The sequence below is a fragment of the Flavobacterium bizetiae genome (assembly GCF_902804475.1).
Classification (GTDB): Bacteria; Bacteroidota; Bacteroidia; order Flavobacteriales; family Flavobacteriaceae; genus Flavobacterium; species Flavobacterium bizetiae.
This window is the reverse complement of the sequence record NZ_CADCSU010000107.1, coordinates 1-14,488: the sequence shown is the minus strand read 5'-3', so window position 1 is coordinate 14,488 and position 14,488 is coordinate 1. Positions and strand designations below refer to the sequence as shown.

Below are 14,488 nucleotides of genomic sequence, written 5' to 3'. Positions count from 1 at the left end.
ACGCAATACAATCTAAATGAAAAAATACTTCTTTGCTTTAATACTCTGTTTTCAGATTTCGTTTTCTCAAAGTACAGATCACTTAAATACTGTTTTAAAACAGCTTAAGATTAAAAAAAGCGAAATACACGAGAAACTTTTCACTCAAAAAATATTACCATACGATAAGAGTAAAAGTGTTTTGGTTATTCCTAAATATGACATTAACGAACAAGACAATGAAGGCCATGACTATTTTGTTTTAGATGCCTATATAGTGGTCATCGATAATGCAACAGGAAAAATAATCTGCAAATTTATTGAACCCAACGCGTGGACATCTGATGCATTAATGCTTAACGGAATTTCGATTGATACCGGATTGTATCATCTTAATAGCACTACAAGGGCGTTTGGCGTTAGAGTCGATTATACTGGCAGCAGCAGGCCAAATCCTTTTAGCGAAACCCACTTATCATTATACGTTGCAGACAAAAATTCGTTGAAGCAAGTGCTTAAAAATTATTCAATTTCGCGATCTGGAGGAGAATGGGACACCAATTGTGCAGGAGAATTTGAAGACCGCAATTCGACTTTTGATATAGCCCAAGTGCAAACTAATAATTATAATAATATTATAGTTAGGAGTACAATTGTAAAAAGTGTAAGTACGCCAACAATTGATGATTGTGTCTCTAAGGAAACGACTAAAAAAACAACATCAAAATTAATTTTTAATGGAAAAGAATATAAATAAATTATAAGGCACATAAAAAATTCTATTATTTTGAAAATGGATATTAAGACCTTAATCCCAAAAGACAAATTTGATTTTGAAACGGTTGAAAAACTAACAAAATATTCTTTTAAAGATATCGAACCCATTGTTCCGGATTTACTAGAATGGCTACAGGATATAAATTGGCCCATTAGTCAACCTATTGCCGAATTTTTAATTCCGTTTTCTGAAGAAATTGCACCCGAGATATTGAAAATATTAAAAGGCAAAGATGAAATCTGGAAGTATTGGATTCTTACAACTTTTGGAAAAAACATTAAAAACGAGTTGGTTCTTCAGGAAATTAATAGAATTGCCAAAAATCCAACGCAGGATGAAATAGATGAGGGAGTTGATGAGATTGCAAACGAAATAAACGATAACTAATTTGGAAATTATATCATTAATCTGGGAATCACTTTGGGATCTTTTACTTGTTGTTATTGGTTTAACCTTAATGGTTGTGGGGATTCGGGTATTTATCAAACAACGAAGAATTCAAAAAAACGGAATAAAAACAATGGCAACCGTTATAGGTTTTAGCAATGAAAAGTCTTTGGCAGAAGATGAAGCACCGCTCAAAATACCACTTTTTATATTTTATGACAGCTCAAATAATCAGATTAGTATAAAAGGAAAAAGTAATTCGATTTGCACGATGTACGAAACCACTCCTGTTTACTACAATCCTGAGAAACCTGAAACGGAGTATTATTTGCCTAATAAAGATTTTATGGTAAAGCATTTATTCTTTTTTGTTGGTTTGTTTTTCCTGAGTTTAGGCGTCTACTATTTACGCAAACATAATATGGAATATAATCCCTTTTTAAAATAAGGGTTTCATTTTGTGATAGATGCTTTTTTAAATCATAAATTTACTGGTACATTATTTTAATGGTTAAATTAATTTTTTAAAATAAATATTATGAAAACTACAAAAATATGGGCCAATTTTGGTGTAGAAGATTTGGCGAGAACGACCCAATTTTATAGCGAATTAGGTTTTAAACCGAATGGTAACAATGAAACGCTGACAAGTTTTACGTTTGGAAAAGACAATTTTATCATTCACTTTTTTATAAAAAAACAATTTAAATGGGCTGTTAATGGCGAAATGTCTGACTTGAATCTTGGAAATGAAATTATATTTTCTCTCTCGGCCGAAAGTATAGATGAAGTGCATCAATGGCTACTCGCTGTTAAAAATGCAGGTGGAAAAATATTTGCAGAACCACAAAGCTTTGAAAAGGGATATTTCTTTGGGTTTTCTGATCCTGATGGTCACAAATTTAATGTGTTGTATTGGCCGGAATAAAATAATGTGTTGCTTACTATTCGACGCATTGCTGCGCTTTGTGCGGTTTAACTTCTTATAAAAAATACATCCTGTAATCTAGCCCCGATAGAGCCGGTAATGGAGAGATAAAGGTGAAAGCGGGACGACTGGTTCTTTTGAAAACAACAATTTCTGCTTCTGAAATTTAAATTTTACATGATCTGAATTCTTCTAAAAACTGATATATTTACAGCTTCAAAATCAATTGGTCTTTTAGGATGAAAAAAATTACTTTACTGCTTTCTATATTATTTTTAGCACTTTGGTCATGTGGCGTAAAAACTACTCAGTCGTTGCTAAGCGACGGAAATTATGATGCTGCAATAGATCGTGCTGTAGAGGCATTGAGAACCAAAAAAGATTCGAAAGGAAAACAAGATTATGTGTTTTTGCTCGAAGAGGCTTTTGCAAAAGCAAAGGACAGGGATTTGCGTGATCTTGATTTGATGATCAAAGAAGCTACGCCAACCAATGCTGAACGTGTTTATAATACGTATTTGCAACTGAATAATCGTCAGGAAAAAATCAGGCCTTTGTTACCCTTGCCTTTATTAAAGCAGGGCAAAAATGCTACGTTTGCTTTTGATAATTACTCCAACCAGATTGTGAGCAGCAAAATTGCACTTACAAAATATTTATATGACAATGCTTCGGCTCTTTTAAAATCGAAAAATAAGCTGGATTTCAGAAAGGCGTATGATGATTTTGCATATTTGGAAAGTCTGAGTCCAAATTATAAAAACACCAAAAAACTGATGGAAGATGCACAGTTTAAAGGGACTGATTTTGTGGATGTTTATGCCAAAAATGAGACCAATATGGTGATTCCAAAACAGCTCCAGGATGATTTGCTTGATTTTAAAACCTACGGATTAAACGACAAATGGACGGTGTATCATAATTTGAGACAAAAAAATGTAACGTATGATTATAGTCTGGTGATCAATTTTAGACAAATAAATATTTCGCCGGAACAAATTAAGGAAAAAGAGTTTATTAAAGAAAGACAGGTTAAGGATGGTGTAAGAACACTTTTAGACAGTCGCGGAAGACCTGTAAAAGATAGTCTGGGTAAGGAAATAAAAGTAGACAATTATAGATTGCTTCGTGCAAATGTTTATGAATTTAGACAATTTAAATCGTGTCAGGTAACAGCTCAAGTAGATTATATTGATGTGAAAACAAATCAGTTATTGCAATCGTTTCCGGTAACAAGCGAATTTATTTTTGAGAATATCTACTCTACCTACAAGGGAGACAGAAGCGCTTGTGAGGACAATTATATGTCGTATTTTAATAAACGCGCCGTGCCTTTTCCTAATAATGAGCAAATGGTGTTTGATACAGGAGAAGATCTAAAGGCAAGACTTAAAAATATTATTGTCAGCAATAAATTTAGAGGATAATCTATTTTTAAAAATTTATCTCTGATCTGAAATCTAACTTCATTTATTCAACAAATAATAGTATGACCACTAGAATTCTGGTAATTATTACACTCCTTTTTATATCTTGAAAATACAAGTGGATTCAGCAGGAATAAACCATTATAAACAAATATTATAAAAGCCCATTTATGAAGAATATTGTCGTTGTATACCTGTTACTTATTGTTTTTTCCAGTTGTAAATCAGATAAAAAAGAGTCTTTACAAGAATCGGAAGTTTCAGGATCAGCAGCGTCTCAAGAATATTCTTTGGTTGTAAATAAAATTGATTCTACTCAATTTCCTGCTTCTATAAAATATGAAGGTTTTATAAAAAATGCAGTTCGCTGGAAAGATAAATCCGGAGATAACATTGTACTGACTACTGAAACCGGAATATATCATAATGATAAACTAAAACACGAATTTGATGATAGCAGCGATGCTGAATTGTATGCCTATCATTTTATAATATCAGATAATAACGCCAGGCAAACCTGGAGAGTTAAGGATTTTATTGCCGATTGTCCGGTTGATATTACGGCTTCTTTTGTAAAAAACACTTTTAAAATTACAGACTTAGATAAAAACGGAATTGCAGAAGTATGGCTAATGTATAAAACTGTTTGTCACGGCGATGTGAGTCCGTCTAACATGAAAATAATCATGTACGAAGGAAATCATAAATATGCTATGCGCGGAGAAAATAAGGTTCAGGTTGGAAGCGATGAAAATGATAAAACATCATTTATTGGCGGCGAATTTAAGCTGGATGCGAACTTTAAAAATGCTCCGAAAGTATTCAAAGAATATGCTCAAAATTTATGGAAAGAGAATATAATGGAAAAATGGGATAACTAAAATAATCCGGAAATATTCCAAACTGGTATTCTTAAAAGACGCACACAATAGTGTGTCTTTTTTTGTTTAAAAAAATCTGGTTCAAAAAAAAATCACTAAAAAAAACCTATGAATCAATACTTTATCTATATTTGCAACTGATTGGTTGCGTATACAAATAAAAATTAAAGATGAAACGAGATATTTTTCAGGCAATTGCTGATCCAACCCGCAGGGCTATTTTAGTATTAATTGCTACAAATGCCCTCACGCCTAATGCTATTGCAGAGCAATTTAATACGACAAGACAAGCCGTTTCTAAACACATTAAAATTCTTAATGAATGTGAGTTATTGGCTGAAAAAAAAATAGGCAGAGAAATATATTATCAACTTAAAATTGATAAAATGAAAGAGGTTGACAAATGGATGGAACAGTTTAAAGAAATTTGGGAAAACCGTTTCAGCCAACTCGATAAGGTATTAATGAATTTAAAATCTAAAGAAAATGAAATCTGATCTTTTAATGAATTTTTCCGTGAACAAAGAAACCATCACGGTAAATATAAAACGTGAGTTCAAGGCACCGCTTGCCAATGTTTGGTCAGCATGGACAGAAGCTGAAATTTTAGATCAATGGTGGGCACCCTCACCTTTTACATCTAAAACAAAAAGTATGGAATTTGTAGCAGGAGGAAAAAGATTGTACGCCATGGTTGGGTCTGAAAATCAGGAACGATGGGGCCGCATTGATTATACTTCGATTTCTCCAAAAACCAATTTTAAATATGCGGCTACTTTTTGCGATTCTGAAGGTAATCCGGATTCCACTTTTGGAAGTTCGTATTGGGATATTAATTTCTCTGAGCAAGGAGATGCTGTAATTGTTGATATTGAAATCAAACGCGACAGCTTATCTGAGTTAGAAAAAATAATCGAAATGGGTTTCAAAGAAGGATTTACAAGCACTATGGAAAGTTTGGATAAAATCCTTGAAGCACAAAAGTAAAAACAACGGTATTAAAAAAGTCAAATAGTAATAAATTTAAAAAACTTAAAAAATGAAATCTAATTTATTAATGAATTTTACTGTAGACAAAGAAACAAGTACAGTAAATGTAAAAAGAGAATTCGATGCCTCACTTGCTAATGTTTGGTCAGCATGGACAGAACCTGAAATTTTAGATCAATGGTGGGCCCCTGCTCCATGGAAATCTAAAACAAAACGTATGGATTTTAAAACTGGCGGACAAAGACTTTATGCCATGATTGGGCCTCAAGGCGAAGAACATTGGGCTTTGGCTGATTTTACTTCTATCGACCCAAAGACAAATTTTAAATATCTTGATGCTTTTTGCGATAGCGAAGGCAATCTAAACCATGATTTTCCGCGCTCAAACTGGGATGTAAGCTTTTCAGAACAAGGAACTACCACTTTTGTAGACATTGCTATAAAACATGAAAACCTATCCGATTTAGAGAAGATGATCGAAATGGGATTCAAAGAGGGTTTCACGATTGCGATGGAAGGTTTAGACAAAATATTTGCTTAGAAATAAACTATCGTCATTCTCAACAAAAACTAAAAAAGGTGCATAAATTCTATATTTTATGCATCTTTTTTTTGACTGCAAGTACTATCAAATTTTCTTTTTTTTAAACATTTTCATGTTCCTAAAAATTTCAGAATGTCTTAAATTTGTAATCCAGCCTTTAGATACTTTCATAAAAGTTCAAAAACGCAAACAAATTAAACACCACAAAATGAATAAAATTCTTGCCTTTACATTATTATTTTTTACCTCAACATTATCATTTAGTCAAACCAGTAAATCCAAATCAACAGATTCCAGCAAACCTTTTGTATTAGGCGTTATTGATGAAATACAATCGAAAGAACTGGGCGAAAAAAGAATCCTGAATATTTATCTTCCTGAAGGTTATAAATCAGAAGATGCTACAAAATATCCCGTAATTTATTTATTAGATGGTTCTGCTGATGAGGACTTTATACATATCACAGGCTTGGTACAATTTAATAGTTTTGAATGGATCAATCAGGTTCCTAAATCTATTGTTGTTGGAATTGCAACGGTTGACAGAAGAAGAGATTTTACATTTCCTACCACCATCGAAAAAGATCAGAAACGTTTTGCAACTTCTGGACATTCAGATAAATTTATTGCTTTTATCGAAAAAGAGTTGCAACCTTTTATAGATAAAAAATACAAAACAAATGATTCTAAAACCATTATCGGGCAATCGTTAGGCGGATTATTAGAAACAGAAATTTTATTAAAGAAACCAACTCTTTTTAATAAATATGTCATTGTTAGTCCAAGCATTTGGTGGAACAATGGTTCTATACTAAATCAGGACAGCATCATTTTTCAGGAAAATTTTCATCAAAAAACAGAGATTTATATCGCTGTAGGTAAAGAGGGATTAACACCTACAGAAATCCCAAGAGTGATGGAAGTAGATGCTAACCTGCTTGCCGAAAAAATTAAAGCAACAAAAAGTAAAAACTTAAAAGTTTATTTTGATTATTTCCCTCTCGAAAATCACGGTACTATTTTGCATCCCGCAGCAGCAAATTCATTTAAATTCTTTTATCCAATAGAGAAAGAATAACGGCAACATTTACAATAATGAAAAGTATACAAGAAAATAAGCTTGACAATCCCGTTTGGAATTCATTATCAGAAATCCACACAGCATTTGCAATTGATTATAACGGAACTAAATTCTACAATCCTGATTATTGTCCTTTTGGAGGTTTTGACCTATCTGAAAGTACTTTAAAGGCCGTCAACCAATATTCGGCATTATCAGAGAAGTTTTTCATTGTGGGCGAAAAACCGGAAATACCCAACTCTTTAAAAATTGAAAAAGAATTGGTTTGCCTGCAAATGATTGTTTATGATAAAATAGAGCTACCTATAACTGATGAAATCGTAAAACTTACTGAAGAACATAATGATGAATTAGTACAATTGGTCAATTTAGTTCAGCCAGGATATTTTAAAAATAAAACCGCCTTATTAGGTAATTACTACGGAATTTTCAAAGAAAATCAATTAGTAGCAATTACAGGAGAACGAATGAAAATGGATCATTTTACAGAAGTCAGTGCCATTATTACCCATCCTGATCATACCGGAAAGGGTTACGCAAAACAGCTGATTGCACAATGTGTAAATGCGATTTTTGACGAAAATAAAACGCCTTACTTGCATGTCGTCGAAAGTAATATTGGTGCAATTGCATTATATGAAAAGTTAGGTTTTGTAACGAGAAGAAAAATGAGCTTTTGGAATATATCCAAGAATGAGTAACGATATTTAATAAAAAAAGGAGCAGAAATTTAGTTGTGAATTTCTGCTCCTTTTAATTTATCCATTGGTATAAGTATGCACACTTTGTGCTGAAGATGGCATATAATTTACTCCAAACCAGCAAAGCAGCAGTACTACAAATGCCAGAGCCAAAGTGATCAAAACAGGTTTAACACTTTCCGGATAACGATAATGAATATGTATATAAATTAAATATCCTAACCAGGTAAGCATTGCCCAGGTTTCTTTAGGATCCCAGGTCCAATAATGCCCCCAGGCTTCTTTTGCCCATAAAGCTCCAAACAATAATCCTAACGAAAGAAAACCAAAACCTACATAAACCAAATTATTGGCCAATTCAAGTATGGTCTTTTTATACTTGCCTCGATAATATTCAAATAAGCCGTAACACGCCACAATTGAGGAAGCAGCAAGTAGAGCATACGAAAATATATACACTAAAACATGGGGTACAAACCAAACACTTTGTAAAGCCGGCATTAAGGCTTTGTTATAAGTGTCAGGATTAAAATAATTAATGGCCAAAAATACAGTTGCCATTACCAAACTATAGTTGAGCAGCCATTTATACTGCCACCTTATATATGTTATAATACCAATAACAGGCAAAAAAACGGCATACCAAAGTCTGGTTTCACCAAGGGTACGCATTGGCGGACGCCCTAAGTTTTGCCATAAGTTATAGGTAAAGACAATCATAGACAAACCTCCTAATGCTGCAAAAAGCAAAATAGGTAACATTTTATTGCGCTTTAACTTTATAACCTGAAACAACATACAAATTAGCCAGCAAATAATAGCTACAAATGCATAATGAGAAAAATAGATCCAGTAATTCATTTAAAAAATCTTTAATTATATATAATTCAAACGTTAATTCATACTCGTAATGAGCTAAATCACAGTCCCTCTTCCTTTAAAAATCAAATAGGCTGCTCCAATAATCATCATAAAAATACCGGAGTATACAACAGGCAACCAGGGATCACGAACCAATTCTACAACACTTAATTTAGACCATTTTCCAAATTTTTCGTCGTAACTTAATTGGTATACTTTCCAGCCTCCAACCTTATAAGGCTTGTTAACTTCGATTACAGTTTTATCATTTTTACCATCTTTAACATAGACATTTACATGCGAACTGTACTTTTTTGCTTCTGGTTGTAGCATTACAATGGCTTGTTTATCATTCAACTGCAAATAAGAATATTCAGTTGCAAAACTTCCGCAGCTAATCCAGGCAGTAGTGTCTATTGTTGCTGATTTTACTTCGACTAAAGCAGCAGGAGTTGCACCTTCTTCGTTAACAGGAAAATAACCATTTCCGGTAAACTTACTGTCTTCGATATAGTTAACAATTTTAATTTTGTACCCTTTATAATCATAACTGTCGCCTTTGGTAATCATGCGCAGCGCATTGACTCCTTTTGTCTCAATACTGTTATTGGTAATATCTGCTAATGCCAATTTTGGCGTAAAGGTTTCCATATCAAAACTTGTAAGTTCAAAAGCAATAGGCATTGGCACCATTACACCTTCTTCATTTTCGGCTCCCCAAACTAATTGGTTCTCATAAAGCTTCATTGTGTAACGTTGCAGATCCCCGCTTCCAAGAATACCGGCAGTCATTGCAATAAAAAGACCTAAATGATTCAGTATAAATCCCCAGTTTTTCCATTGCCATGGTGTCATTCTGTTAAGAGTTGCAAGACCAAGAGTAGTAAGAAAATACAATTGCGCGATTATAAATGGCCAGCTGGTTAGAACAAAAGAAAAACCAAACAAATCCGGTTTTACCCCTTCGACAAAATTTTGCTGAGGAAGTGTCCCCATAATAATGGCCTGAATTAAGACTAAAACAATAGCACTAACGGATGCAGGAACAGATCTTAACCATTTTACCCAGGGATGCGTTCTACTGGTAAAATGCAGTAATAACAACATCACTATAAACAAACCGCCAATAATATAATTTACGGGCGCACTTACAGCTTTTATACTTGTCCTTGTCGTAATTTGTAATAAGTATCCTGTTATCAGTAATCCCCCAGCAATTATAAATGATTCTTTATAATCCCAGGGAAACTGCCAAAGCTTCTTTTTAAAAACTTTCTGATTTTCTAAATTAACTATTCTCATTCTTATTTTGAATTTGAAACATTTAACTTGAAAAGGGGTTCATACAGTTAAGTGAAACTTGTATGAACCCTCTTCAAATATATTTTATATTTATTTGCTTAAAATAGCAATTATTTTTTCTTTGCTTGTTCGAGCCATTGCGGTAAAAGCGTTTTTTTGAATTCAGCTTTATTAGCTCTTTCTTTAGCCATATCCAGACCTATAAATTGCTGTGCTTTTGCTTTGGTCGAAATATCAGGATATTGTATTGGTCCTGTTTGTCCTAAAGAAACTAGTACTTTACCCAAAGCTATTCTTGCCTCGGCTGCTTTGTTCAGACCATTGGTAATTACTCTGGCAGTTTCTAAAGGAGCGTGGAATGATCCTCCGTGTGATGCTGCAGTAAAGTCCCAACGCCATTGAGATTGACGAATTAACTGTAGAATATTTTTCATCTGAGTTTCTGTTGCTCCTTTATCCCATGCTAATTTTGCCTCAATATGTGCTTTTACTAATTGATCTTCAAGCTCAATACGGATTTGATAAATTTTATCCTGACGCTCCGTTACGTTTGCTACCAATGTTTTTTCTTCTTCACGGTGACAAACCTGACAAGAATTGGCTACGTTATTAAGAGGTGATTGTATCTTATGATCTGTAAATTTTTGTCCGCCTTCACTTTTGTATGGCATATGACAATCTGCACAAGAAACTCCTCTTTGGCCGTGAATACCCATTTGGTGAATTTCGTAATCAGGGTGTTGTGCTTTAAGGATTGGAGCTTTACTCAAGGCATGTGTAAAGTCTGAGAATTCAATACCATCATAATATTTTTCCATATCCTCTACTGTCATACCGTTTTTCCAAGGGAATTTTACCTTAGCAGCACCTTCTACAGATTTTTTATCAAAGTAATATTCTACGTGACATTGTGCACAAACCAATGAACGCATTTCGTTATGAGTTGCTTTGGTAATATCTTTTCCTTGTTCTTTAAAAGCTTCGATTAAAGCAGGACGTGTAATTTTCAGGTTCATGGTTTTAGAATCGTGACAATCCGCGCATCCAATTGGGTTTACAATTTCTGGCCCTAAAGCAGCCCATGTTTGTTTGTAAAACTCATCGATACCTAATTTATCCATCATACGTGGCACATCCGGAGATTTACATACCCAACAACTAGCAGGTTGAGGTCCATCCTGAGGTCCTTTTGGAGCTCCCGTTCTTAAAGTATTGTAAATATCTTCTAATGCATAAAAGTGTCCTCTACCCTGACTGTAATCTTTAGAGAAAGCATATCCAGCCCAAAGTACTACCATACGCGGATCGTCATGCAACATATCTTTCATTTTTCCACCACCGTATTTACTTGCAAAAGTAGTATCGGCAGTTTGGTAATAGGTTTGAAATTCACGAGGATAATTGGCTCCCCAAACTTCATTTTTAGATTCGAACTGACCAACAGGAGCTAATACTTTGTTTACAAATAAAGCTTCTGTACGACGTTCCATTACACTATTTACCAGTAATCCCAGCATAAATACAACCAGCATTGTAAGGCCAAACATTACCCATCCTATCCATGGTTTGCGTTTTATAGTTTCTTTTAGTGGTGCCATAATTATATCTGTATTTAATTAATTTTTTAGTTTGTTTTTTATTTAGTTTGTTTTGATTCTTTCTGTTTTTCTGTTGCCGTACTATCGGTTTGTTTTTGCAGCCATTCCGGAATTGGAGATTCTAATAAAGGAACTCTTGCATTGGGCACAGAGGACAAACTGTTTACTTTGCCATGCGGAACTTCGCGATGACAATCCCAGCATAATTTTCCTTCGCCATGACTCTTGCTCTGCAGTGTAACTCCTGTTGTCTTAACATTTGCATTAAGATCTCCGTGACAGCGCTGACAGTTTTTCTGAACCACATCTGTTCCTGCTTCTTTAATATGAATTACCTGTGGTTCTGCACGCCATGTAAATACGGTTGCATGATAAATACCATCTTTTGCTTTAAAAAAATATTTATTAAAAACGTTATTATGAGGTACGTGACAATCATTACAAGTGGTTACGCGCCCATGTGAGCTATGTTGCCAGGTGGCATAAAAAGGGGTCATTACATGGCAATTCACACATGTTTTAGGATCATCTGAGAGATAAGAAACTGCATTCGAAACATATAATAAGTAAGCAAATAATCCCGTTCCTACTCCAACTGCCACTATAACAAAGGGTACCCATTTACGTGGAGGCAATAAATAATTTAAAATCTTGATCATAATAATTTCCCTTAATTTTACGATCAAAATTACATGGTGAATTCCTACAAATAAATGATAATTATCAGAAAAAGCGAAAACCACCATAAAAATCATATGCAAAGCTTTTTTTATTGAGAAAATGCTTTCTTATCTGATTATTTGCAATCGAAATTCTAAATGTAAATTTTACTTAATCTACACATACAAAACATATTAATTATTAATTTTATATTTCAATACATAATTTCTTCAATGATGAAAAAAATATTTTTAATCGTAATTTTTTTAATAGGACTCTCGGTAAATGCTCAAACTTCTAAAGAACTTGTAGGAAAATGGCAATTGGTAAAATGGACTAAAAAAGGAAAAGAAAAGAGCATTCAGGAGTATTATAAAACCGATCAGGTGTATCAGGTTTTTAAAGAAAATGGAGATTTTGAAAGTTTAGTTGGAGAAGAGACTCATAAAGCAAAATGGAAACTATCAAAGGATAATGCTGAACTTACCATTATTCTGGTTATCATGCCCGTAAAATTCTCTGTTGATTATTTTGATGCCAACAAACGTATCATTACCACGCCACAAATGGGAACTTTTGAATATAAAAAAGTGACTGAGTAATTATTAACTTTTATTAAGGACAGACATGACACTAAACAAAGAAACTGTAAATGAATATATGGCTGCTTTTAGAGTAAGCGATCATGAAAGAATACTTGCCTGCCTCACCGAAGATGTGATTTGGGAAATGCCGGGTATTTACCAGCATATTGGTAAAAAAGCGTTTGATAAAGAAATTGAGAATGATAATTTTGTTGGAAGCCCCTCTATTCAGATTATAAAATTGATAGAGGAAAATAATATTGTCATTGCAGAAGGTGCTGTGCAGGGAAATATGAAAAACGGCAATATTCTTGACGCTGTTTTTTGTGATGTTTTTGAAATGGAAAAAGGAAAAATAAAAAAACTAACCTCGTATTTGATGTCAAGAAATGCTAGTTTAAAATTTGAATGAGATTTTTAACTGTAATCCCAATAGCTATGGGGAGCAAAGTTTTATAATAGATTATGTTAGCAAACCACAGAGTTCGCAAAGCTGTGAGAGAAATGAATTTATATGATTTTATTGACTTTGTTGCCAACGACTTTTATAACTTCTTGCTTTTTTATACTTACCTCGATCAAAAAATTCCTTTTATTGAAAACGAAATTAGTATTTATAAAGATGGTGGATTTCCGTGTGGCTGGAGAGGGAATTTCCCAAATGGAAGTTTTGTTGTTTTTTCGTCCTGTTTCATTCCGTAAATTATGGAAATACTTTCTAAAATATAACTGGAAATACAGAAAAAGCATTATTTTCGGAAACAATTTACTACTTAAAGAACTCTGTACTTTATCTTAATAATGAAAGATCTTAAAATAATTAAAAACCAACTTGCAAGAAAAGCAACAGAATTTACATCTGGTGGTTTTAAACCAACTAACTCAATTACAGAAAGTTGGATTGGCAGAATCTACTTATATCACGAAGATGAAGAAATCCCATTAGATAATGATGGAGAATTGATGCTTCCTTTATTTCAATTATGCTTTAATGATTTACCTTTTGTACCAGAGATTTTAAAAGAATCTAAGATTATTACCGTTTTCATTTCTAAAAAATTTCCAATGGACTTAACTGCTAATGGAAATAATTGGGTTTTACGTGAATATAAAAGCGTAGATAATATTGTAGTTAAAGATTTAAAAAATGACACTTCATTTATAAAACCTTTTCCTTTATCAAATAGACTTATTGAGGAAGATTATCCGGTTTGGGAAGATCCTGAAATACCAGACGATATATCAGATAAAATCAATCAGCTTGAAGACTCGGGAATTATTGATTCTTATTACGATATTATCGAAAACAATTATAGCCACAAAATTGGCGGTTACGCAACATATTGTCAATCAGGAATTAATTTTGGAGAAGATTTCGAATTTGTTTTCCAAATTGCTTCTGACGGGAAAGCAAATTTAAATATTGTAGACAGCGGAAATATTTATTTAGCCAAAAATAGAAAGACTCAAGAGTGGGTATTTTATTGTGATTTTTATTAAAAATTAAATAGAACTCAAACCAATTTTACTAGTATAATTTTTTTTTCCTTAATTTTATTTGAGTAAAATTTTAACATTTTCTATGTTAGGCCAAATATCCCTTACCATTGATTTGCGAATTTGCTCAATCCAATATTCTTCATGTATAATAGTATCTAAATCGCTAAATTCATTGAAATTTTCTGTTAAAAATTTCGTGTATATTAACGCCAAAACATTCTTTGTGATTTTTAAAGATTGTAAATTTTCAGGAAGAATGTCTAATGTAGAAAATAATGAAAAACATA

The 14,488-nt window shown here is 33.1% G+C and carries 20 protein-coding genes; 15 read left to right on the top strand and 5 right to left on the bottom strand.

Annotated elements, in window-relative coordinates; all coding sequences use genetic code 11:
- Positions 1–16: 16 nt before the first annotated feature.
- From FLACOL7796_RS14520 to FLACOL7796_RS14470, 11 genes are all read left to right on the top strand, one after another.
- Complete coding sequence (locus tag FLACOL7796_RS14520; RefSeq protein WP_232067381.1) at positions 17–736, top strand: PA3715 family protein; 720 nt, start codon at positions 17–19, stop codon at positions 734–736.
- 36 nt (positions 737–772) lie between these two features.
- Positions 773–1,144, top strand: a complete 372-nt coding sequence (locus tag FLACOL7796_RS14515) for a DUF5071 domain-containing protein (RefSeq protein WP_173971485.1) — start codon at positions 773–775, stop codon at positions 1,142–1,144.
- Position 1,145: 1 nt separating this feature from the next.
- Positions 1,146–1,592: a DUF3592 domain-containing protein gene (locus FLACOL7796_RS14510; RefSeq protein WP_173971484.1), complete on the top strand. Its 447-nt coding sequence runs from the start codon at positions 1,146–1,148 to the stop codon at positions 1,590–1,592.
- Positions 1,593–1,682: 90 nt separating this feature from the next.
- Positions 1,683–2,072 (top strand): VOC family protein, encoded by a 390-nt coding sequence (locus tag FLACOL7796_RS14505; RefSeq protein ID WP_173971483.1) that lies wholly within the window; start codon positions 1,683–1,685, stop codon positions 2,070–2,072.
- 239 nt (positions 2,073–2,311) lie between these two features.
- Positions 2,312–3,499 carry a hypothetical protein gene (locus tag FLACOL7796_RS14500; RefSeq protein WP_173971482.1) on the top strand — a complete coding sequence of 396 codons (1,188 nt, stop codon included), beginning with the start codon at positions 2,312–2,314 and terminating at the stop codon, positions 3,497–3,499.
- Between the two features lie 170 nt (positions 3,500–3,669).
- Positions 3,670–4,380 (top strand): M949_RS01915 family surface polysaccharide biosynthesis protein, encoded by a 711-nt coding sequence (locus tag FLACOL7796_RS14495; protein WP_173971481.1) that lies wholly within the window; start codon positions 3,670–3,672, stop codon positions 4,378–4,380.
- A 170-nt stretch (positions 4,381–4,550) separates the two neighbouring features.
- On the top strand, positions 4,551–4,877 hold the full coding sequence (locus FLACOL7796_RS14490; RefSeq protein ID WP_173971480.1) for an ArsR/SmtB family transcription factor: 327 nt from the start codon (positions 4,551–4,553) through the stop codon (positions 4,875–4,877).
- Positions 4,867–5,367, top strand: coding sequence for an SRPBCC family protein (locus tag FLACOL7796_RS14485; protein WP_173971479.1), 501 nt, complete (start codon positions 4,867–4,869; stop codon positions 5,365–5,367). The genes FLACOL7796_RS14490 and FLACOL7796_RS14485 overlap by 11 nt, the downstream gene beginning before the upstream one ends.
- Before the next feature lie 52 nt (positions 5,368–5,419).
- On the top strand, positions 5,420–5,911 hold the full coding sequence (locus FLACOL7796_RS14480) for an SRPBCC family protein (RefSeq protein WP_173971478.1): 492 nt from the start codon (positions 5,420–5,422) through the stop codon (positions 5,909–5,911).
- A 211-nt stretch (positions 5,912–6,122) separates the two neighbouring features.
- Positions 6,123–6,992, top strand: coding sequence for an alpha/beta hydrolase (locus tag FLACOL7796_RS14475; RefSeq protein ID WP_173971477.1), 870 nt, complete (start codon positions 6,123–6,125; stop codon positions 6,990–6,992).
- Positions 6,993–7,009: 17 nt separating this feature from the next.
- On the top strand, positions 7,010–7,696 hold the full coding sequence (locus FLACOL7796_RS14470; RefSeq protein WP_173971476.1) for a GNAT family N-acetyltransferase: 687 nt from the start codon (positions 7,010–7,012) through the stop codon (positions 7,694–7,696).
- A gap of 57 nt (positions 7,697–7,753) precedes the next feature.
- Here the strand turns inward: FLACOL7796_RS14470 and FLACOL7796_RS14465 are convergent, their stop codons facing one another.
- The 4 genes from FLACOL7796_RS14465 to nrfH form a co-directional block, all read right to left on the bottom strand.
- Positions 7,754–8,557, bottom strand: coding sequence for a cytochrome c biogenesis protein (locus FLACOL7796_RS14465; RefSeq protein ID WP_173971475.1), 804 nt, complete (start codon positions 8,555–8,557; stop codon positions 7,754–7,756).
- Between the two features lie 54 nt (positions 8,558–8,611).
- Positions 8,612–9,859, bottom strand: coding sequence for a cytochrome c biogenesis protein ResB (locus FLACOL7796_RS14460; RefSeq protein WP_173971474.1), 1,248 nt, complete (start codon positions 9,857–9,859; stop codon positions 8,612–8,614).
- 110 nt (positions 9,860–9,969) lie between these two features.
- Positions 9,970–11,436, bottom strand: a complete 1,467-nt coding sequence (nrfA, locus tag FLACOL7796_RS14455; protein WP_197913329.1) for an ammonia-forming cytochrome c nitrite reductase — start codon at positions 11,434–11,436, stop codon at positions 9,970–9,972.
- A 59-nt stretch (positions 11,437–11,495) separates the two neighbouring features.
- Positions 11,496–12,116, bottom strand: a complete 621-nt coding sequence (gene nrfH, locus FLACOL7796_RS14450; RefSeq protein WP_173971472.1) for a cytochrome c nitrite reductase small subunit — start codon at positions 12,114–12,116, stop codon at positions 11,496–11,498.
- 237 nt (positions 12,117–12,353) lie between these two features.
- On the opposite strand from nrfH, the gene FLACOL7796_RS14445 reads away from it, so the two are divergent.
- The 4 genes from FLACOL7796_RS14445 to FLACOL7796_RS14430 all read left to right on the top strand — a co-directional run bounded on the left by FLACOL7796_RS14445 (position 12,354) and on the right by FLACOL7796_RS14430 (position 14,201).
- Entirely contained in the window at positions 12,354–12,719 is a 366-nt protein-coding gene (locus FLACOL7796_RS14445) for a hypothetical protein (RefSeq protein WP_173971471.1), read from the top strand.
- Positions 12,720–12,744: 25 nt separating this feature from the next.
- Positions 12,745–13,113 (top strand): nuclear transport factor 2 family protein, encoded by a 369-nt coding sequence (locus FLACOL7796_RS14440; protein WP_173971470.1) that lies wholly within the window; start codon positions 12,745–12,747, stop codon positions 13,111–13,113.
- A 53-nt stretch (positions 13,114–13,166) separates the two neighbouring features.
- Positions 13,167–13,403, top strand: coding sequence for a hypothetical protein (locus FLACOL7796_RS14435; RefSeq protein WP_173971469.1), 237 nt, complete (start codon positions 13,167–13,169; stop codon positions 13,401–13,403).
- Between the two features lie 99 nt (positions 13,404–13,502).
- Positions 13,503–14,201 carry a DUF1963 domain-containing protein gene (locus FLACOL7796_RS14430; RefSeq protein WP_173971468.1) on the top strand — a complete coding sequence of 233 codons (699 nt, stop codon included), beginning with the start codon at positions 13,503–13,505 and terminating at the stop codon, positions 14,199–14,201.
- Positions 14,202–14,255: 54 nt separating this feature from the next.
- On the opposite strand, the gene FLACOL7796_RS24690 is transcribed toward FLACOL7796_RS14430, so the two are convergent.
- The coding region (locus tag FLACOL7796_RS24690) for a hypothetical protein (RefSeq protein ID WP_232067380.1) at positions 14,256–14,488 on the bottom strand (233 nt) is incomplete at its 5' end.

Excerpts from the sequence above, each read along its gene's own strand:
- FLACOL7796_RS14520 (WP_232067381.1), top strand. The coding sequence starts at position 17 with ATGAAAAAATACTTCTTTGCTTTAATACTCTGTTTTCAGATTTCGTTT.
- FLACOL7796_RS14515 (WP_173971485.1), top strand. The coding sequence starts at position 773 with ATGGATATTAAGACCTTAATCCCAAAAGACAAATTTGATTTTGAAACG.
- FLACOL7796_RS14505 (WP_173971483.1), top strand. The coding sequence starts at position 1,683 with ATGAAAACTACAAAAATATGGGCCAATTTTGGTGTAGAAGATTTGGCG.
- FLACOL7796_RS14500 (WP_173971482.1), top strand. The coding sequence starts at position 2,312 with ATGAAAAAAATTACTTTACTGCTTTCTATATTATTTTTAGCACTTTGG.
- FLACOL7796_RS14495 (WP_173971481.1), top strand. The coding sequence starts at position 3,670 with ATGAAGAATATTGTCGTTGTATACCTGTTACTTATTGTTTTTTCCAGT.
- FLACOL7796_RS14490 (WP_173971480.1), top strand. The coding sequence starts at position 4,551 with ATGAAACGAGATATTTTTCAGGCAATTGCTGATCCAACCCGCAGGGCT.
- FLACOL7796_RS14485 (WP_173971479.1), top strand. The coding sequence starts at position 4,867 with ATGAAATCTGATCTTTTAATGAATTTTTCCGTGAACAAAGAAACCATC.
- FLACOL7796_RS14480 (WP_173971478.1), top strand. The coding sequence starts at position 5,420 with ATGAAATCTAATTTATTAATGAATTTTACTGTAGACAAAGAAACAAGT.
- FLACOL7796_RS14475 (WP_173971477.1), top strand. The coding sequence starts at position 6,123 with ATGAATAAAATTCTTGCCTTTACATTATTATTTTTTACCTCAACATTA.
- FLACOL7796_RS14470 (WP_173971476.1), top strand. The coding sequence starts at position 7,010 with ATGAAAAGTATACAAGAAAATAAGCTTGACAATCCCGTTTGGAATTCA.
- FLACOL7796_RS14465 (WP_173971475.1), bottom strand. The coding sequence starts at position 8,557 with ATGAATTACTGGATCTATTTTTCTCATTATGCATTTGTAGCTATTATT.
- FLACOL7796_RS14460 (WP_173971474.1), bottom strand. The coding sequence starts at position 9,859 with ATGAGAATAGTTAATTTAGAAAATCAGAAAGTTTTTAAAAAGAAGCTT.
- nrfH (WP_173971472.1), bottom strand. The coding sequence starts at position 12,116 with ATGATCAAGATTTTAAATTATTTATTGCCTCCACGTAAATGGGTACCC.
- FLACOL7796_RS14445 (WP_173971471.1), top strand. The coding sequence starts at position 12,354 with ATGAAAAAAATATTTTTAATCGTAATTTTTTTAATAGGACTCTCGGTA.
- FLACOL7796_RS14440 (WP_173971470.1), top strand. The coding sequence starts at position 12,745 with ATGACACTAAACAAAGAAACTGTAAATGAATATATGGCTGCTTTTAGA.
- FLACOL7796_RS14435 (WP_173971469.1), top strand. The coding sequence starts at position 13,167 with ATGTTAGCAAACCACAGAGTTCGCAAAGCTGTGAGAGAAATGAATTTA.
- FLACOL7796_RS14430 (WP_173971468.1), top strand. The coding sequence starts at position 13,503 with ATGAAAGATCTTAAAATAATTAAAAACCAACTTGCAAGAAAAGCAACA.